The sequence below is a fragment of the Pristimantibacillus sp. Z349TD_6 genome, assembly GCF_056173205.1.
This window is the reverse complement of sequence record NZ_CM149662.1, coordinates 1669077-1688965: the sequence shown is the minus strand read 5'-3', so window position 1 is coordinate 1688965 and position 19889 is coordinate 1669077. Positions and strand designations below refer to the sequence as shown.

Genomic DNA, 19889 nt, shown 5'->3' with positions numbered 1-19889 from the left:
AAAAAGACACAGAGCGTATTATACGCGCTCTGTGTCTTTTTTGTTTGGTCGATTCGTTTCTGCAGATGAAGCCGCGGTTTCATTGGCTGCAAGGCGGAACGGTTTCTTGGAGCGGTTATCGTTATTGCCTTTATAGCCGCCTTTACGCTGCTGTTGCTGCTCACGTTTCCCGCTGCCCTGCTGCTGCTCGCTGCTATTTTTGCCTTCGCCAGCATTATTCGCGCTGTCGTTGCCTTTATCTGCGTCGTTTTTATTGCGATTAGAGCTTCTATGGCGATTTTCTCTTGTGTGATTGCGAGTATGCCTTTCATGTGTTGGAGCGACGCTTTCTTCCTTTGCACTCGCAACCTCATCATGTTCAAGACCTTCAGAAATATCCACAAAACCGGCAGCTGCTGCAAGAAGATCAGCTGCTTCTATACGCGGACGCTCATCGTCTGCATCCAAGTCATAGTCGTCTGGCTCACGAACGGTACTGTTTGTTTTTTCTAAAATAAAATAAGCGCAGCCAAAGTTGCAATACTCATTGATGTAATCCGGCATGCCAGATAGATTGCTTTCCTTCGTAGCTTTCTGGTGGCTGTCACGAAAAAAACCTTTCAGCCGCAGCTGACTATAGCCCCAGTCACCAACAATATAATCGTAGCGCTCAAGTACTTCGCTGTATCGATCACGAAACGCTTCAGGATTCCAGCCATTCCTATTTTCAAGCACAATTTCATAAGATTTTCCGCCGATATGAATCAAAGCCATATTTTCCACCTCATCTTGAGCGTCAGTTACAAGCTGCTCGAGCAAGCACCGGAAGAAATCTCACGGCTCGCTTCGGCTTCCGCTGCCATTGCTGCGTGCGCCGAATCGGTCTGCTCATGTGCATGATAAGAGCTGCGTACTAATGGTGCGGATTCTACATGCCTAAAACCGCGCTTCAGCCCTTCTTCTTTTAGTTTTGCAAATTCGTCTGGGTGGACATAACGTACGACCTTTAAATGTTTCGGCGTTGGCTGCAAGTATTGACCTAATGTCAAAATATTTACATCGTTTGCGCGAAGATCATCCATTGTCTGCAAAATTTCATCCCATTCCTCACCTACGCCAAGCATAATGCTCGATTTGGTTGGAATTTTAGGCTTCATTTCTTTGGCGCGCTTCAACAGCTCCATCGTACGGCTGTATTTGGCTTTGGCACGAACACGGTCCGAAAGCCGCTCCACCGTTTCGACGTTATGATTTAGAATATCCGGATTTGCATCCATTACAATTTGAAGCGCATCTTTATTTCCCAAGAAGTCGGGAATAAGCACTTCAACTCGGCAAAACGGCATACGTTTGCGAATAGCATGTACAGTAGCTGCAAATATGGATGCGCCGCCATCCTTAAGATCATCGCGAGCAACCGATGTAACAACACAGTGCTGAAGATTCATTTGCTCTGCTGCCTCTGCTACCCGTTCTGGTTCGTCCAAATCCAGTTCAGTCGGCATACCTGTCTTAACAGCACAAAAACGGCAAGCGCGCGTGCAAATATCACCCAATATCATAAATGTGGCTGTTCGATTCGACCAGCATTCATAAATGTTTGGGCAACGTGCTTCCTCACAAACCGTATGTAGCGTTTTTGAGCGCATCATATTTTTAATTTCGGCAAAGTTACCGTCTGTCGCTAATTTTATTCGAAGCCAATCAGGCTTTTTGAGTGTTTCTTGTTGTTTCATTAGGGATTACCTGCTTTCAAGTTCATTTATAATTCCTAAACTCATGCGTTTATTATAACATGTTTCGCATAAAAACCAATGATTTGCAAAACATAACGTTATAACCGTCATGCTTTTGGAAGGGTGAGACGTTTGAAACTGACTATTCCTATTGTTGCAGCAATAACCGCAGCATCTCTGCTCATTGTCACGCCCGTCAGTTCTGTAAGAGCAGCTCCTGCTGTCAAACAAAAAACTGATAAGGCCCATGAGCAAACATTCGATGCTGAGACCGATCCCTTTTCCGTTAGAAGAGGCTTGTATGACAAATTAAGCTTATTTACCGAAGTGCCTTGGTTCTGGATCGCAGCCATCGATCAGTATGAGCGATCCATGTCTAAAGTGCGTCCAAAGGCACGTCCAATGCTTGGGAACACCGTTGGCGTGTTTATCGACCAGGAACGCTGGGTTGGCCCGCTCAATCCGAATACGGATGACAGCTCGCCGGTATCGATCAACTTTTTTAACGGGATTGGCCGCGATGGTGACGGGAATGGACAAGCGGAACGAACAAGCGACATCGATCTTCTCTATTCACTTGTTAGCCGCGTTGCCGCATACGGTATCTCCAATGATGATTTCGCAATCGGACTTTGGGAGTATTATCAAAATAATCGTTCAGTGCAGCGCATCCAGCAGTTCGCCCGAATCTATGAAGCATTTGGCCAGCTTGATTTGTTCGAGCATGCATTCCCGCTGCCTATCAGCACTCATTATGCCTATAACAGCACCTGGGGAACCGGGCGAAGCTGGGGCGGCAGGCGTACCCATGAAGGTACCGACATTTTCGTAAGGCATGGCGTCCCTGTTCGGAGCACCTGTTATGGCATTGTTGAGGTGCAGGGCTGGAATCCATACGGCGGCTGGAGAATTGGCATTCGTGATCTAAACAATTTTTACCACTATTACGCACATTTGTCCGGCTTTGACAAAACCGTTAATATAGGCGATGTCGTAAAGCCTGGACAGGTCGTTGGATGGGTAGGAAGCTCTGGTTACGGCAAACCCGGGACGCAGGGAAAGTTTCCTCCTCACCTGCATTATGGCGTATACAGCGACCGCGGTTTAATTGAATGGTCGTTTGATCCATATCCGATGCTGCGCCGCTGGGAGCAAGCCGAGCGTAAACGATTGCGTTCCGGAAATTAAAGCAAAAAATATAAAACGACTTTATCGTCCTCTTTGCAGAAGACAATAAAGTCGTTTTTATATGTATGCTATTCAGAAGATGAATTTCCCGAACTATTTGATCCTTGGTTAGAACCTTTAGAATGATTAGAGCCTTCGTTCGTTGCTTCTGTTGACGGTCCTGTATTAGTTGCTCCAGTGCCTGAAGACTCTCCATTATTGTTGTTTTGCGGACTGGATGTAACTCCGCCTCCCGCACCTTCGCCGAGCGGAACCGAAATGTTTGGCGCCTGCGCAGCCGACTCGCCTACAGGTTTGCCCGTATTGTCGTAATAGTACATCGGCACGTCGCCGACTACTAGCAAATATGAAATCGGGATATCCGTTTCCACCAGCTCCGGCTCGGTGTCAAACGGAATAATGATCGTAACCTCCGCTATTATGCGAATGTAAACCTCAACCAAAATCATATTGATGCCGGCATCCTTCTGACGCGTGCTAAGATCTACCTTAACAGCCCCAACCGGCTCGAATTTGACGGGTACTCTAGGTCCGTATGAGGAAATGATCGCACTTCCCAGCGCATGCCCAATCGGAATATGCTCCGGTATATCCTTCATTTCATTTAATGTATTTTGTACGGTGTTTATCGTTTGCGAGGTAATTTTCATATGCTCCGCGTAATTAAGTATGAAACCAGATATTTTCCCATTGCTGTTCATCTTCCAGTCAATAAGATTGCTGCTGTCCGATCGGCTCGCTACTTGCTCGGTTATCGCTTTATTGATAGCCTGCGTAGCGATTTGCTTTACTCTGATTTTCGCTATATTCATCAGCGGCGGCCGCAAATTTTTCTCAATATAGACGAAGGATTGAATCGAAAAAACCATAAAAACAAGCAGGGCTATAATAAAGATAGTGCGTCGTCTTATACGCGGCTTAGCTGGGCGAGAGCCCCAAATGCCGACTGAACCGCCATTGCCGCTGCTTCGACTGCTGCTGTATTTTACAGCTGGACGCCTTATGCCCCATTTTCCGCTGCTTGCGCTTGAACGAGCTCCCGAACCCCATTTCTTTGGTGCTGGCCTTGATGAAGCTGAACTCCCACGACTGCCCCAAGTGACTGATTTTACTTTAGAGAATGGACGGCCAGACCAAAGCTGCATACGGCTGCCGCCAAATCCTCGAAAATGCCAGCCTCGCCTTCCCCATTTCGCCAATCCGATCCCCTCCCGCACCAAGCTGCACACTCTTTGTTACCCATACTTATGCAGAACTTGGTCAAAAAAGAAGACGACCTCAGCAAGTTGCAGCCTTATTGACATTATGGAAACGTTATACATAATTGTAACTAAGGGAGTTGAATTTAGTTGAGTGAACGCAATATTAGCACAACCGTTTCAGGAGATTTAATTGTTACTCGTCTGATTGGAAAAATAAGCACAGATGACGTTAATGACTGGTTTAATGGTTTCGAGCAGGCGTGTCAGCCATTCATGGCAAAGGGGCGAAAATACCGTTTGTTAGTAGATCGAAAAGGCTATACACCCGACCATTTTTCGGTTCAAAAAGCATGGAAAGATAAATTTTTAAATGAAAGCATTTTGAGTCATAGCAAAGCCATCGCATTCCTATTGGAAGATGGTGAAATTCTGAATCACTTACAGCAAACCAATACCAAACCATCTGTACAATTTTTTAGCGATGCTGAACGAGCCTTCCACTGGTTAAATAACTATAGCGTACCGGAATAGTCTATTTACTCCGCCTAAATCGTGAGCCGATACCCTGCGCCCCATATGGTTTCTATATATTGCGGATTCGAAGGATCCGCTTCTATTTTTTCTCTTAACCTGCGAATATGAACGGTTACCGTCGCAATCTCGCCAAGGGAATCCATCCCCCACAGCTGTTCAAACAGCTCTTGCTTGCTGAATACATGATTAGGGTTCAATGCTAGAAAAGAGAGCAGATCAAATTCCTTTGTCGTGAACTGCACCTCTTGGTCGTTGACGTACACGCGCCGGGAAGAGGCATCAATCTGCAAGCCGCGTATTTGGATCTTATTTGAGGCTTTGGTATCGCGGTTTCCCATCAATCGCTTGTAGCGCTGCAAATGTGCTTTCGCGCGGGCGACCAGCTCACTTGGACTAAACGGCTTCGTTATATAATCATCCGCCCCTAAGCTTAACCCGCGAATTTTATCGATCTCTTCCTTTTTGGCAGATACGATAAGGATAGGAACCTCCTTTACCGCACGGATTTGACGACAAATCTCATATCCATCCATGCCTGGCAGCTGCAAATCTAGTACGATCAGATCATATTCACCTTCTACAGCAGCGCGGAGCCCCTCTGTTCCTGTTAAACATATGTCCGCAAAAAAACCATGCAGCTCAAAATAATCCTTTTCCACCTCAGCTATAGACACTTCATCTTCAATAATGAGAATTCTCGTCATGTTCGTCCTCCTATGCTTCTCGCGAGCGGCAGCTTGATGATCATACTAGTTCCCGCTCCAAGCTTGCTCTCAGCATAAATGCTGCCGTTATGCCCTTCGATAATTTGTTTCGTAATCGCAAGTCCTAGGCCGCTTCCACCGGTCTGCTGGCTGCGTGAGAGATCCTCGCGGAAAAAACGTTCAAAAATAAACGGGAGAGCTTCCTCTGATATTCCTGAGCCGCTGTCGCTAATCATTAATCTAACGAAATCAGTCTCCACACTTAGCGATATCCCTATTTGCTTTGGCTCGTCCAACATAAATTTCATGGCGTTGTCCATAATGTTGGTTAGAACCCGCTTCAGCTTATCTCGGTCGGCAAGCACATTAGTAGATTCCGAATGAACAATGTCCCACGTCAGCGCAACGCCTTTATCTTGCAAATCAAATTGCAAATCCTCGGCATAGTCTTCTATGAATTGCCCCAAGCTGATTTCCTCGAATGTAAACGGCAGCTGCTTCAAATCAAGCTTCGAGTATAGAAAAAGCTCGTCAATCAGTTGATCCATATGCTCGGCCTTGGTCAAAATCGTATTCACATAACGCTCCATCTTTTGCTTTGTATCCGGTACACCGTCCCGAATGCCTTCAATGCTTGCTTTAATCGAAGTAATCGGCGTTTTCAGATCATGTGTAATGTTCGCGACAAGCTCCTTGCGATTTTGCTCATATTGCAGCTGCTTCTCTACCGATTGCTTCAGCTTCATTCTCATATCTTCAAAGGCTTCGCTTAACCTTGCAATCTCATCGCTGCCTACCGCTTGCAGCTCAAACTCCAAATCGCCTTCCTTAATGCGCTCTGTCGACTTCCGAAGCAGATCAAGCGGCTTAATAATACTGCGCGTCAAAAAATAATAAAGCAGCATATTCATGAGCAAAAGCACGAAAAACAGCACGCCTAATATAATAGGCAAGAGTGTACGAACAACCTCTGCAAATGGACTGCGCTCCCTTACAACGAGTACGCTTCCCTTGGATTGATCTGGAAAACGAAAATCAAATTTCGCATAAGCATAAAAATGGTCCCCTATTTGCAGGGTGTTGCGGATTGCATTGTTTTCCATCTCATAGTCAGGCAAAAACGTGATGAATTGGGGCTGTTTTACGGACAAGGATGAATAAATCGCCTCGTCGCCTTTTCTTATAACCAGCTCCGCTTGTACCGAACGAAGCTTGTAATTATATTGATCGAGCAATGTATGATCAAGAAGCGAGTCGGGTTCATTTTTCGCCAAATACTTTAGATCAAGGAAAATCGTTTCCTCCTGCTCAGACAATGGATTAACGGAATAATGAATATTGTAAAAGTCCTTTACGCTTCGCACATCGCCTGTTATCGCTACTACAAAGAGCAGAGCAGCGGCAAGAAACAATACGATCGTAACGATAAGAATACAGCTGTAGGACAATAGCAGCCGAACGCGGATGGACATACTCGTATCTCCTTCTCCTTTTGACAATTCGTTTTTCGTGAATACAATGTAACATAGGTTGCCCTGAGGGGACAAAGAGAAACAAAGACAACTTTGCAACACGATCTAACATGGGATAGACTATAAGAAATCATTTTCCGTATTAAAGGAGTATATATATGGCCATTAATCGACGACTCAGCACCGATCAGGACTTTGAAGAGGTTATCGAACTGCAGCAGCGCATTCGCGTGTTTCAAGACAATCAGCTCATCGATGCCAGCTCGCTGGTTGTGCGGTTTGATGATAGCACGATTGTGACCCAATCGGGGGTAAGCGATATTGCCTATCATAACCGAAAAGAATGCGAGTTTTTTCTACTTAGAAAACGTTAAGTTATACAAAAAAACGGTGTCGCCCTGTTAGCCCTCGCGGGACAGATCGACACCGTTTTTCATTGCATATTACTTATCCAGCAGCTCTACGAATTGCAACAACCGAGTAATCATCGTTGCTGCTTCGGCGCGGCTTGCTAGATCTAGAGGCAGGAATGATTGATTTCCTTTGCCCTCCAAAATACCTGCTGCTGCAACCCGAGTAACCGCATCAAGCGCCCAGCCATGTATAGCTGCTTCGTCTTTAAAGCTGGCTGCCTCATTAACTGCTTTCTTGACGTTAGCCCCTGCTGCTTCCGCAAATTTTAATGCGCTTGCTGCCATTACTGCCATTTGCTCACGCGTAATGGTCGTATTCGGACGGAAGGTTCCGTCCTCGAAGCCTTTAATCAGTTCAAAACTTGCAGCTGTTGCAATCGCATCCGCATACCAAGCGCCCGGCGCAACATCGCTGAACACTGACGCCTGCTTGCCTCCGCTATTTTGGAGACCAAGCGCTCTTACAAGCATTGCCGCAAATTCGGCGCGCGTAACTGTACGGTTAGGAGCAAAGCTCGACGCCGTTGCACCGCTCACAATTTGTTTGGAAGCGAGCAGCTCAATATCCGATTTTGCCCAGTGGCTGCCAATGTCTGCAAAAGTTTTGGGATTTAAAGCGACTACGTAGCTGCTGTTGCTAGTACTCCAAATGGTGACAGTGGTTTTCCCTTCAGCTGATCGGAACAAAGCCGGAACGTAACGGAAAGCTCCCGTTGCCGGATCAAATACGAGCGCTGTTGCTGTTTTGGCATCCAGTTCACGGTCTACTGTCATCGTACGCATCACATATTTGCCGCCAAAGCTGTGTACTTCTGCTGATGTGCTTCCATCCGAGACGGAAATAATAAAATCAACAGGATCACCTGCAAGCTCAAAACCTGCGGCTTTGGCTTTCGCCCTAATGTTATCAAGCACTAGTTGACTAACCAGCTTGATTGAGAAAGTAACAATTAGCTTGCCGTTATTCGCAAGCTTTGCCTCCTCAAGAACACCGTTTACAAGCGCCAGCGGGAATTCATACGAAGCTGTACCCTGCTCCATGACGACAATCGCTTTTGGACTGCTCTTAAGCGCGTCAAGAAGAGCTTGTGCGGAGAAGGAGATTTCTCCATTTGATGTTAACGTACCTTTGGCGAAGATAATCCGCTCAAGCTTGCTTGCGGCATCTGTCTTTAGCTTGCTGTCATTTTGCGCTGTATTCATCGCGCCGCCGATTTGGCCTGAACCTGAACCGCCACTGCTGCCTTCATTTCCTTCCTCTGGCACAACGACCGCCTTCACTTCCACCGTATACACTCTACTTTGCGAGCCATGTGACACGGTAAGTGCGGTATGGCCGATCTTTAGTGCGCGAAGCTGTCTATCATCATTAATAGCTGCAATGTCTGCTTGCGCAATCGTTATGATCGCATCCGCTGTGACATCGACGCCTGCTTGATCAAACACCTTTATAGCTTTTGTATCACCCACAGTCAACGACAGCGGTCCTCTATTGCCATTCTCAAGAGCTATGCGGAATGGCTTCGGACGATTGGCAAAACCTTCATTTTGCTCGGTGAACGATAATTGATCATTTGAGCTTGCTAGTGTCGCTATCCGCTCGCCACGCACAATGACATTGTCCACCTGAATATTGCCCGAAACACCGCTTGTCACGTCAATTCCGTTTGTTCCCATTCCGTCGAGCACGATATTTTGCAGCTTCACATGATCAATGCTGAATCCGCCGCCGTGAACAATTAAACCGGCATACGTACTGTCGAGTGCGACGTTGTCCCGTACAATGACCTCGCCGTTCAAATCCTTCTCGCCAGCAAAAATCCAGATCGCACCTAAATTAATGTTGTACGCAGAGTCGGCGCTGCCCGTACGAACCAGTGTATTGCGCTCCACAACCGTTGTGCCGCTGAATGCCACAGGATTAAAGCGTGTCGACACGGCAATGCCCGCTCCGTTCGTAATTGTATCCGTACCGATGTTATCTTGAAGCTTATTGTCTTGCCCGCCAAAAATAACGAAGTTATCGGCCAGCCAAGGCAAAGCCACCGTATTAAAACGCGCCGTATTGTTGATGCTTGCGCGTCCTTCCGCCGACCACATCGCCAAACCATCATCGCCTGGATATCGGATATCCGATTGCTCCATCACACTATTGCTCGTGCCTACGGAGAAGTTGATGCCGTCGGCCATCAAATTGCGCAAACGAAGGCCAACCATATGCAGGCCATCCGTTATTTCGTCGCTGCCCCTTACCTTGGACAGCCATAGCCCTGTTTTTGAATGCTCGACCCAAACATTCTGAATGACCGAGCCTTTGCCGAAGCCGCCATAAAAAGCATGGGTCAATGCTTCATCATCACGAATATTCAGGTCGCCGTCGATGAGTAGATCATATACGCCAATATTAGCGCCTTTGCCAATAAACCTCGCACCGATCAGCGATGTATACCACATCCCTGCACCGCGTATCGTGATTTGATCCAATTCAATCACATCAGTCTTAAGCTCAAATACCCCTTGAGGGAACCATACGCCTTTCCCTTGTTCTTTCGCTGCATTCATTGCAGAATGGAACGCTGCCGAATCATCAATGCCATCACCAGGTACAGCTCCGAATTCGGCAACTGACAGGAATCCATCAGGCTTTGCAAACGGACCTTCCACCTGCTCCATATCGACAAGGTCAATGACATAATAATCTGCCGCATTCTCCGCATTCTTCTGCAGACGGATCGTAGCTCCTGCGGGAATATCACCGATCAAAGCGTGTATTTCATCGAAGAAACGATGTGCATTGCCCTGCTTTGGATCATTAGACCATGGATAGCTGCCGTACTCCCAGCCATGCTTCGAGCTAAGCTCTAAATTTTGCTTAAATTCTCCGTTTACGTAAAGGCCCAACGTTTCGTTTCGTCCAACCCCGTCTGCGCTGTCTGGGATGACATAACGCAGCACAAGTGAATTAGCCGCCTTCGCTAATGTAAATTGTACATAATCACCTTCATCTACCAGCTTAACCGCCTGCCTGCCCGATGCCTCAGAAGCGATTTCGCGATAGCTGCGCGACGGTCCAATCAGCTCACCGTTCGTTAATCCATGTTCTGCTTCATAGGTAATGTACGGAACTGTCGCTCCGCGGTAAGCAATGCCGATGCTTTGTCTGACTAGAAGGCTATCCAGCCATACTTGCCCTGAATCCGCTGAATCCTTTTGCAGCGTAATCGTATTAATCCCGCTGCGCAGCTGCATTTCAATAACCGCTTCGGACCAGCTTTGTTTTTCTCCAGCTGCATTAAACGCCACTTGTTTGATCCGTATGCCATTCACATACAGGCTAAGCTGGTTTGGCGCATCGGTGACGTTCAAGTAACGAAGCTCCGTTAAATAGCTGCCTGCTGCCCCAGCATGAACGGTAAAGCTGATTTTATCTCCCGTTTCAGTGAAGTTCCCAGCGTACCCAGCACCTTTAAAGCCTGTTAGCTCCTTACTTACTTTAATGCCGCCAGACATAAAAGCGTTCTCTGCTTCATATCGCTGATTGGAGGCAACGGGCTCAAACTGCCAAAGTGCCTCATCCTCTTGACTCGGCGTACCGTATTGCAGCTTGCCAGCCGTTAGCAGCAGCAATCCGTCTTTCTGCGAAGCATTTATAATCCGTTTATAGCCTGCACGATCCTCAATCGTCCATTGTGCCGCATCAATGCCTCTAGCCTCACCCGCGATTGCCGCCAGGCCATCTGCTTGTAGCGTCAATAGATGTCCGGTAGCTTTGTTTTTCAACAGCCTCCGGCCGTTGAAATCCTGAAGCAGCCATTGGGAGCTCGCGTTATCTGCCCTCACTGAGCCGCTGAGCACCTTGCCGCTGTTTTCATATAAATAGCCTGTGCCTGACTTTTCTTTTATACGAATATAGTTCGTGTCGTCAAATGTTGGGGTAGCCGCGTCATTCGTCTTCTCCTCGCCCATTGGCGGCGTCTCGAATTGCTCCGGCGCATTCTCAAACGTCCACTGCACCGATCCAAATGATGCTGGGTACAATCCACGCTCTGCGTAGCCTGCATTATTTTGAACATGGATGAGCTCATCATCGTATTTCCCATTCAAGCTGCGAATCATATATTCCGCACCGCTCGGAGTGCTTTCAACTGCCCACTCTAAGAACGCATCACCTTGAATGGCTTGCTTGCTCTCAATAAAGGCATAATCCCCGGTCATTGTCATGTAATGTCCTGTCGCACGGTTTTTCAACCTTTGTTTCCCGCCCTCTGACTCTATAATCCAATGACTGTAGCCGTTGTTCTCTGCCAAGTTGCCGTAAAGGACAATTCCACCATTGTTTTCATATAAGAATTGGCCGTTTGCCTTATTTTTTATACGAATCGGGGCCTCTGGCAAAGGCTTTGGTGGAAGTGCTAGCGGCTCAACTGCATATTGTGCGCTATCCGAATCAGCAACAAGCTTGCTCACTTTCGTATATCCCTCACCATCTGAATATAGAAAATGACGAGCCCAACCACTCCGCAGCACTACAAAATTATCAGAAGTTCCAGGCTCCATGTTCCACTTCACGCTGCCCCAGCTCTCATGAATGCCGCCTTGTGCAATAATTTGCTGAGTCGGGGCATCCTTTTCAACATCCCCGCCTACGTGCTCCATTGACACATAGTGGCCAGTCTTGAGGTTTTTCAGCCGCACCGAGCTTGGTCCATCGCCCGTGCGCTCCAAAAACCAAACTGAGCTAAGATCCGTTTCTGGAAGCTCACCATACATAACCTTGCCTTGATCATCACCTTCAGCGGTAACTTCATACAAATAACTGCCGGTTTGCTTGTTCTTAAGTCTTACATTCGTCAACGCCGCGTCTGTCACGGGTATAAACTTCCATTTGGGGCTTCCCCATCCTGGATTAATAACGCCGTATTCCGCGTATTTCGTCAGATTTTGCAAGCTAATATACTTTTGTTGTCCAATAACATCATTAGCATCCTGCAAGCTGTGAATGAGCTTTGAGCCGCCGGCATCTTCGATGACCCAAATCGCGCTCGTCCAGTCATCAGCCACCTCAGTCACATCAATGCGTCCATCCTTCATATTTTGCAAATTAATGTAGTGGCCTGTTGCTCTATTCTGGATACGTTTGCGACCGTTAAAACGTTCAACTAACCATTGTCCCTTATAATCGCCTTCGGAGACATTGCCATATTTCAGTTGTCCTGCTGCATCCTCGTATAAGAAGAAATTTTGCCATTCATTCTGAATTCGAATATATTGCGGCGAGCCATCCCCGCTAAATGCCGGGTCTTCAAACAACCATTGCGCCGCATTCTCATTTGGCTGAATTGTACTTGCTTGGGCTGCGCCCGTATTGTCTTGAATATGCAAATATTCGCCTTGACCAACATAGCTCTGAATGCTTTGATAGTCATCATAAATGGCTGATTTGCTAAAGGACCATTGATCCTCTGCAGAGCTTTCCGTTAATGAGGATACCTTAAGCGGATCACTGATCTCATTAACTCCAGCACGCGTAACATAATGACCAGTTGCTAGGTTGCGCAGACGTTTTTTGCCGTTAAAATCTTCCCTTACCCACTGGTAAAATGACTTCTGGCCTGCCTGTGTTGTCAGTGCGCCAACCTTTGCCAGCCCAGCCTCTTCATACAAATAAGCAGTACCTACCTTCTCATTTGTAAAATTCACGATACGGTATGGCTGCGTATCCGGCGCCAGCTCTATTCGCCAGTGTGCATTGTCTCGATCCAGGACGGACCAACTGTTCGAGCGTACATGCTTGTCATCAGAAAACTGCGTATTCAATACGTAAATGGTCGAAGGAACCGCCTGATAAGCTGCAACGTTCTGGAAGGTGATAAAATCTCCACCCGCTGTATCAGCAACCAGCCACTCGCTTTTATTCGTATTGTCCAGTCCGATAGCTTTAATAGGCTCTTCGTCTATTCCTTGCGTAATGTAATGACCGGTTGCACGGTTTTTAATCCGATAGGAATCCGGCGTTGCTCCCGGGACAAGCACCCAATGAGATTTGCGATCCGCAGCAGGCATCTCGCCAAAATCAACGAAACCATTAGCTCCCTCGTACAAATATTGTCCTGCTCGGAACTTGTTGGCAAGACGAATTGGAGCAGCAGACTCCACTGGCTCGAGCGCCCACTGCGGACTCTCGAACGTTATATTGATGTCATTGCTTACTTCTGCAAAGCCGAGCAAATCCTCTTGATGAATAACGAGATTGGCATTCTCCGGCACAGTTGCACTTTTTATGACCACATAACCCTCGCGGCTGGACGCATGAATGGTCCATTGGTCTGCAAGCGTACTCTCCGTTATCTCGCGGCTGGTCAGTGCATCGCGCCGCTTCCCAACCTCTGAGACCGTAATGTAATGTCCGGTTGCACGGTTTTGAATTCGCTTATTGCCATCATGGTCCTCGATGAGCCATTGCGAGGACTCATCTTCATAGCTTGGAAAACCGTACCGTACGATACCATTTTCATCCTCATACAAATAATTGCTTTGCCATTTGTTCTGGATGCGAACGTAGGTTGATTCCGTTACGGATGACACGGCCGCCTCGGGCTGGCCCCCGCCTTCCGATACTACTGCCGTCTCATCCGCATAGACCGGAACCGCCATAAGCATAAGCAGCAGCGCCAGCATGAATGCCAATATAGACCTTGCACGTTTCATTGCACAAACCTCCCCAAAGGTATACAAGTGCAAACGCATCTCGAAAGCACTCGCTTATGTAAATCCTTCATTCTCTTTCATCATAATTTGGAATCGCTTACATATCGATGTGCATTTCTAGAAATAATAGGTGTTATATTACGAAGTGTATAGGCATGCAAAAACCCCCTGTCTTAGACAGAGGGTTTCTATACTCATATGGGTAACCTACTGATGGCTATGAAGCTCATGCTTTCTGATTAAACGGTATACTATTCTTCTTCTACTACGCCAAGCTCCCGATTTTTCTCCTTAAAACGCTCGTTATGAGAAGAAACATAAGCCATCTCTGGAGCTTCTGGATCCATATACAGCTTCGCGCTGTTGAGTGCCAAGACGCCGTCCGTGAACGTTCCTGCAATAAGTCCAACCTTGCTGCCAAAGCTCGCGAAATCGCCTGCGCCGAAGATGCCCGGAATATTAGTAGCCATCCGCTCCCCAACGTTCGCATTCCATACTCCCATATCTAGACCCCAATCACGGATGGGTCCAAAATCACTCTTCATTCCATGATTGACGATGACAGCATCGACTTCAATCTGCTTGCTTTCCTCCGTTTCCATATGTGCAATCGTTACCTTCTCGATACTTTCCCCATTACTGCTATGAAGCGCAAGCACTTGATAAGGCGTAAGAACATTTACAGAGGATTGTTTCATCCTGGAAACATTTCTCTCATGCCCGCCGAAGCTGTCACGGCGATGCACGACCGTTACGCTGGCTGCAATGGATTCCAGCTCATTTGCCCAGTCTACTGCGGAATCGCCACCGCCGGAAATGAGCACTCGCTTATCGCGGAATTTTTCCAGCTCCTGTACGGTATAGTACAAGTTCGTTACTTCATAGCGGTCAGCCCCTTCAATCTCCAGCTTCGCTAATTTTTTTATTCCATAACCAATTGCCATAATGACCGTTCTTGTATGATGCTTCTCGCCGGTTAATGAAGTCAGCATAAAAGTTCCATCAGCCAATCGTTCATAGTCCGTAATTTGCTGTCCGAGCACGATCGTCGGGTCAAAGGTTTTGGCTTGTTGGATCAATTGCGCAATTAATTGTTCGCAGCGAATCGGTGTTACCCCGCCTACATCCCAAATAATTTTCTCAGGATAAGTGAGCATTCGCCCGCCGAGTTGATCCTGCGCTTCAATTAATTTCGTTTTTAAATCGCGCATGCCGCTATAGAAAGTGGTATATAACCCACCTGGGCCACCACCAATTATCGTTACATCATAGAGTTCCAATTGTTCGTTCATCGTTTGCCTCCAAACGTCAGTCATGATCCATTTATTTTTTGATATTGATTATCACTATCACTTATTAAAGTTTAGGATACCATCCTCATTGTGACAATGGACAAAAGTCACCATTTTTTTGTACAAAACTGACTTTTGTTATCTCTATCCATGCTTTCGACGATTCGTTTATTTCGCACCTGCGAGCCAATTAGCTAGTTCCTCTGTCTGTGATAGCGTAGCAATCGGATCAAAATACCATGAGCGCTCCTTACTCCAAATATAGACGCGATCATTTTTAACTGCATCAATCAGCTTCCAAATCGGCTCGGTTTTCAAATCTGCAAGCGTTAGCGTATCAGACGTTAATATAATATAATCGCCAGCAAAGTCAGACAGCTTCTCTCCAGAAACCTCAACAATTTGCTCCTTCATCAGCTGCTCCGCTACTTTAGCTGGCGGCTTAAGTCCAAGTGCTTGATAGACTGCTTGTCCGCCCCTGCCGAAATTATCGCCGAATACGCCCGTATTCCCTCCCCAATCCTGCATGACTGAAAACACAGCATCGCTAGGAATGGCATTTTCAACCTTTGCTTTGGCTGCTGCAATACGCTGGTCGTAATCAGCTAACCATGCTTCCGCTTCTGCCTCTTTCCCTAACAATTTGCCGAAATAGGCCAATTCTTCATGCGTATTTTTTAGTTCGCCATAAGGAACAACGATCGTCGGTGCAATTTTGCTATACTGCTCATAAGCTGCTTCATTTCCTGTAACGATCATATCCGGCTGCAAGTCTATTATTTTCTCTAGCGATACACTCTCGTATTCTCCAATATTCTCCACACCTGCAAGCGCCTCTGAAAAATACGGATTTTTCAAATTCAATTCTGGCGTTCCGATTGGTTTGACATTAAGTGCAATAAAGCTGCCCAAGTACAGATCTACAACGATCCGTTCGGGATGCGAAGGAATTTCGATATCACCTTTTATCGTTGTGATTACTCTAGTCTGAGCCTCCGTTTGCGGCTTATTGGAGGGAGCTGCTTCCCCCTTCGTCGTTAATTTTGATTCCACGGTTGTCGTATTAGTATTTAACGTCCCCGTAGAACATGCACTCATAAATAAAGCAAAACAAAACAACAGGGTTGCCGCCATTGATAATTTTAATCCTTTGTACATGGGCAATTGACTCTCTCCTTTGTATTGATAATGATTATCATAACGATACACATTGTAACGCCGGAGCCTCCCTGGAACAATGGACAATCGGCTCGATCTATATAGACGATTTGCCCCGCTTCTAGCATTTCTCAAACTGTCTTTATACCTGCCTGGCGAAACGCCAGCAACCTTTTTGAATATCCGTGTGAAATATAAGCGATCGGAATAACCAACGCTTTCCGCAATTTCCTGAATGGTCGCGCTTGTATTTTTCATTAGCTCCTTCGCATGATCAATTCTCACCTGAATGACATAATCAATGAGACTATGCCCTGTTTCCTTTTTAAACACCTTGGACAAGTTTTTGGCGCTATAGCTTAAGGTCTGCGCCAACTGCTCAAGCGTAATCGGCTCCATATAATGATTATGAATATATCGAAGCGCTTGAGCTGCTAGGTCGGGCTTCGATAGAGATACATCTTGCTTTTGCAGCTGAATGAATACCTCATAAACAAATTGATGAAATAACGTATTGACATGAAACCTCTCCAAAGAATGCGATATTTGCCACTCTTGTGCCATTACGTTAACAATTCGAAACAGCGAAATTGGGTATTGCGGGGCGAAGCCATATTGCATTTGGAACGGGTTGTTATTTTCAATAAGTGATAAAATCTCCTGCCTGCAAGGATGCGGAATAAGTGCTTTATAGAAGATTAAGTAATAATCAAAATCCTCCTCCAGCTTATCTATATCCAAGCATATTCCTTTACCCCCATGCAGCACATGAAATCGCTCCGCCTTATATAGATGACCGTCCAAACATACATTTGCGCTGCCCATTGTCGTATATAAAAATCCGCTTGCTGGAAGACGGTAGGATTGCAGCCTATCGCCAAGTTTCATCTTATGGTGACGAACATCCAACACCTTAATAGAGGCATGGTTCCAAAGCCTAATAAGATCATTCCACTCCACTTTCCGAGTTCAGCTCCTCTAGCGTTTACTTTGTGCTACTCACAGATCGACCGAAGAAAAAGCCGACTACTTGATTATGATGGTTCAGCCTTTTATGTATGGTTCCTTGCAGAGCATATTAACAAGCATTCTAATGATAACCATTCTCATTGTCAATTCCTTTCTTACTAGGGCATGTCTGAGAACTCTGTAGACAGCAAATTTTGCTGAATTTTCGTTCCATGCAAGGCGCGTTTGTGAAGGCGTACCGGGGTACGTCAAGCAGACGGAACGAAGCAGGGGGCGAAAAGGCGGTGAAAGGTGCCACTGAACGGGTTTTCAGTCACGCCCTAGTACCTGGTACTACAATAAGTTGGTACTTTTGCGTTTTGGCATATGATGTAAACTAAAGACATGAACAACAAATCGATTCGGGAGGCTTTCTCAAATGGAAAAAATGGAAACGATGCAAGTACGCAAACCAGCAAATTTTTATCGCCGCCGCAATACCCCAACATATACCTTCATGGCTTGGGCAGCTTTTCTTATAGCATGCGGCTTCGAATTCATTGGTATTTACACGCTTAAACAGCCAATGTCTGTGCAAGGGTATTACGCGGTAACTGGCATACTTTTAATTATCACTTCATTTCTTCTGCAGAAGGTTGCGCGCGACAATGACGAGGATAAGTTTCTCAAAGACTACAACCCTGGCTACAGAAGCCGCAATACCTCCGCCTTTTCGTTCATGGCTTGGGCCGGCTTTATCATTGCCATTCTCGCTCAATATATAGGTATTTACACGCTAGAGGAGCCGCTTTATGTCAAAGGCTACTACGCGATTGCCGGTGCTTTCTTAATCGTTTCTTGCCTCGTTTTGCAAAAGACCATTCGGGATAATGAAGAAGACAGCGTGCATACGAAAACAGAAGATTTAGAAAGCTAGAAAATAATAAAAAGCCTCCCCTTTAAAGATGAATTGGGGAGGCTTTCTTTCGATCAATCCGTTTAGCTATTCGACTTTAATAGAATCAAAAAACTTCTCTTGCACGACCTTGGCAGACTTGTCGAGCAAGCCTTGAAGATCTGAACCTTTTTTGGAGAAAACCTCTTGCAGCACATTCGTTACTTCGCCGTAGTAATCCTGCGTGTTGTATTGCGCTTCAGGTTTGCCGTCAAGCAAAGAATCGGATTCAGCGTTATATTTGTAGACGTTATCGTATTTATCAAATATAGCCTGTGCTTTTTGACCGTATTCCGATGAAGGGCTGTAGTAGTTCATTTGCGGCGGAATATAGTATTTGCCTTCTGCTTGACGTTTTTGGATATCGGTTTCAAGCGACTCTAGACCTTTATCGGTAAAGTAATCGAATGTAATATAGCGGAAAGCAATTTCTTGTTCGTCCTTCGTCGCATTTGGGTTGATCACGAGGTAATCGCCGCCAAGTACGCCTGTATGCTTGCCGCCTTTCTCCGCTGCCGGCATCGGGAATGTCAATACATCCTCTGGCTTCAAGCCGCCTTGGTTGAGCGCTTGCTCAAGTACACCCTCAGCTCCCGCTATAACCATAGCCGTACGGCTTTGTCCGAAAGCGCCGACAGCATCGCCCCATCCAAGTGCCCAGTCCTGCGGAATTGCATTTGCTTCCCATCTAAGCTTGTTGTAAAACTCTAGCGCCTTCAAGCCTGCCGCAGAATTAAAGGCTGCTGTTACTTTACCGTCAGCGATCGTCTGAACATCGCCGCCTGCCTCAAACAAGAAGTTGGTCCAGTTCCAGCCTGCTTCTGTACCTTTGCCCATCGGCGCAATACCTGCAATACCTTTCTTCGGATCAGCTACTGCTTTCGCAGTATTGTACATATCGTCCCATGTCCAGTCATACGATGGAATCGGTACACCTTTCTCGTCAAGCAGCTTCTTGTTTACAACCGTAGTTGTAACATAGGCTTTCTGAGATACTCCGAATACCTTGCCGTCAATGATAAATTGGCTTTGCAGCACAGGGTTGATTTGATCCTTGAATGGATAACTGTCCCACAGCTCCGTAATATCGGCTACCCAGCCGCGCTCCTGCAAAAACTTAGCTTCTGTTGCCCAAGTGTTGAAAAATGTCGGCGCTTCGTTTGCTGCCATTTTGATGCCGATTTCGCTTGGGTTGTAGTGCCAGTCGCTTTTTACGATTTCCACGTTAGGATAAACCTCGTTAAAACGTTTGATTTTGTCATCTTCCAGCTTGCGGTTCTCCACCTGATCCGGCAATGGATAATAAATGCTGATCGTAATTTTTTTGTCTTTAATATCTTCCTTCGGAGGGTCTGTTTCCTTGCTGCCTGCATTGTTTGTCGCTGCATTCGTTGGTTTATCAGTTTCTTTTGGATCGTTGGTCTCCTTGCTCCCACCGCTGCAAGCCGCAAGAATTGAGCATATCATGACCAAACAAATCAACACTGCCACGTTTTTCTTTAGCATCGATATTCCCCTTCACCATTCGTATTTTCACTACATCCTCATCATAAAGGAGACGTTTTCATTTGGGCGAGGTGTATTCTTATTCCGATCATGT

At 46.3% G+C, this 19889-nt stretch carries 13 protein-coding genes and 1 pseudogene; 5 read left to right on the top strand and 9 right to left on the bottom strand.

Going from position 1 to position 19889, the window contains the following annotated elements; genetic code table 11:
* Positions 1-18: 18 nt before the first annotated feature.
* Together AC0VYE_RS07235 and lipA are read right to left on the bottom strand one after the other, a co-directional pair.
* Positions 19-753: a YutD family protein gene (locus tag AC0VYE_RS07235; RefSeq protein ID WP_475446982.1), complete on the bottom strand. Its 735-nt coding sequence runs from the start codon at positions 751-753 to the stop codon at positions 19-21.
* 26 nt (positions 754-779) lie between these two features.
* Positions 780-1715: a lipoyl synthase gene (gene lipA, locus AC0VYE_RS07230; RefSeq protein ID WP_076271021.1), complete on the bottom strand. Its 936-nt coding sequence runs from the start codon at positions 1713-1715 to the stop codon at positions 780-782.
* A 132-nt stretch (positions 1716-1847) separates the two neighbouring features.
* Between lipA and AC0VYE_RS07225 the strand changes: the two genes are divergently transcribed.
* Positions 1848-2903 (top strand): M23 family metallopeptidase, encoded by a 1056-nt coding sequence (locus AC0VYE_RS07225; protein WP_475446979.1) that lies wholly within the window; start codon positions 1848-1850, stop codon positions 2901-2903.
* Positions 2904-2971: 68 nt separating this feature from the next.
* Here AC0VYE_RS07225 and yunB read toward each other — a convergent pair whose 3' ends face one another.
* Entirely contained in the window at positions 2972-4102 is a 1131-nt protein-coding gene (gene yunB, locus AC0VYE_RS07220; protein WP_475446978.1) for a sporulation protein YunB, read from the bottom strand.
* Positions 4103-4252: 150 nt separating this feature from the next.
* Between yunB and AC0VYE_RS07215 the strand changes: the two genes are divergently transcribed.
* Complete coding sequence (locus AC0VYE_RS07215; RefSeq protein ID WP_475446975.1) at positions 4253-4636, top strand: STAS/SEC14 domain-containing protein; 384 nt, start codon at positions 4253-4255, stop codon at positions 4634-4636.
* A 14-nt stretch (positions 4637-4650) separates the two neighbouring features.
* Here AC0VYE_RS07215 and AC0VYE_RS07210 read toward each other — a convergent pair whose 3' ends face one another.
* Entirely contained in the window at positions 4651-5343 is a 693-nt protein-coding gene (locus tag AC0VYE_RS07210; RefSeq protein ID WP_475446973.1) for a response regulator transcription factor, read from the bottom strand.
* On the bottom strand, positions 5340-6815 hold the full coding sequence (locus tag AC0VYE_RS07205) for a sensor histidine kinase (protein ID WP_475446971.1): 1476 nt from the start codon (positions 6813-6815) through the stop codon (positions 5340-5342). Before AC0VYE_RS07205 ends, AC0VYE_RS07210 begins: the two co-directional genes overlap by 4 nt.
* Before the next feature lie 158 nt (positions 6816-6973).
* Here AC0VYE_RS07205 and AC0VYE_RS07200 point away from each other — a divergent pair, with 158 nt between their 5' ends.
* Positions 6974-7189 (top strand): hypothetical protein, encoded by a 216-nt coding sequence (locus AC0VYE_RS07200; RefSeq protein WP_339207486.1) that lies wholly within the window; start codon positions 6974-6976, stop codon positions 7187-7189.
* Between the two features lie 69 nt (positions 7190-7258).
* Here the strand turns inward: AC0VYE_RS07200 and AC0VYE_RS07195 are convergent, their stop codons facing one another.
* The 3 genes from AC0VYE_RS07195 to AC0VYE_RS07185 form a co-directional block, all read right to left on the bottom strand.
* The gene (locus tag AC0VYE_RS07195; protein WP_475446968.1) at positions 7259-13936 is read right to left on the bottom strand and encodes an S-layer homology domain-containing protein; all 6678 of its coding nucleotides are present in this window, start codon (positions 13934-13936) and stop codon (positions 7259-7261) included.
* Between the two features lie 251 nt (positions 13937-14187).
* The gene (locus tag AC0VYE_RS07190; protein ID WP_076271014.1) at positions 14188-15228 is read right to left on the bottom strand and encodes an NAD(P)/FAD-dependent oxidoreductase; all 1041 of its coding nucleotides are present in this window, start codon (positions 15226-15228) and stop codon (positions 14188-14190) included.
* 168 nt (positions 15229-15396) lie between these two features.
* Positions 15397-17346: an AraC family transcriptional regulator gene (locus tag AC0VYE_RS07185; protein ID WP_475446966.1), complete on the bottom strand. Its 1950-nt coding sequence runs from the start codon at positions 17344-17346 to the stop codon at positions 15397-15399.
* Between the two features lie 445 nt (positions 17347-17791).
* On the opposite strand from AC0VYE_RS07185, the pseudogene AC0VYE_RS07180 reads away from it, so the two are divergent.
* Both AC0VYE_RS07180 and AC0VYE_RS07175 read left to right on the top strand, forming a co-directional pair.
* Positions 17792-18013: pseudogene (locus tag AC0VYE_RS07180) on the top strand (YiaA/YiaB family inner membrane protein); the annotation flags it as partial.
* A 60-nt stretch (positions 18014-18073) separates the two neighbouring features.
* Positions 18074-18271, top strand: coding sequence for a YiaA/YiaB family inner membrane protein (locus AC0VYE_RS07175; RefSeq protein ID WP_256711064.1), 198 nt, complete (start codon positions 18074-18076; stop codon positions 18269-18271).
* Between the two features lie 66 nt (positions 18272-18337).
* Here AC0VYE_RS07175 and AC0VYE_RS07170 read toward each other — a convergent pair whose 3' ends face one another.
* Complete coding sequence (locus tag AC0VYE_RS07170; RefSeq protein ID WP_076271012.1) at positions 18338-19795, bottom strand: ABC transporter substrate-binding protein; 1458 nt, start codon at positions 19793-19795, stop codon at positions 18338-18340.
* Positions 19796-19889: the final 94 nt, after the last annotated feature.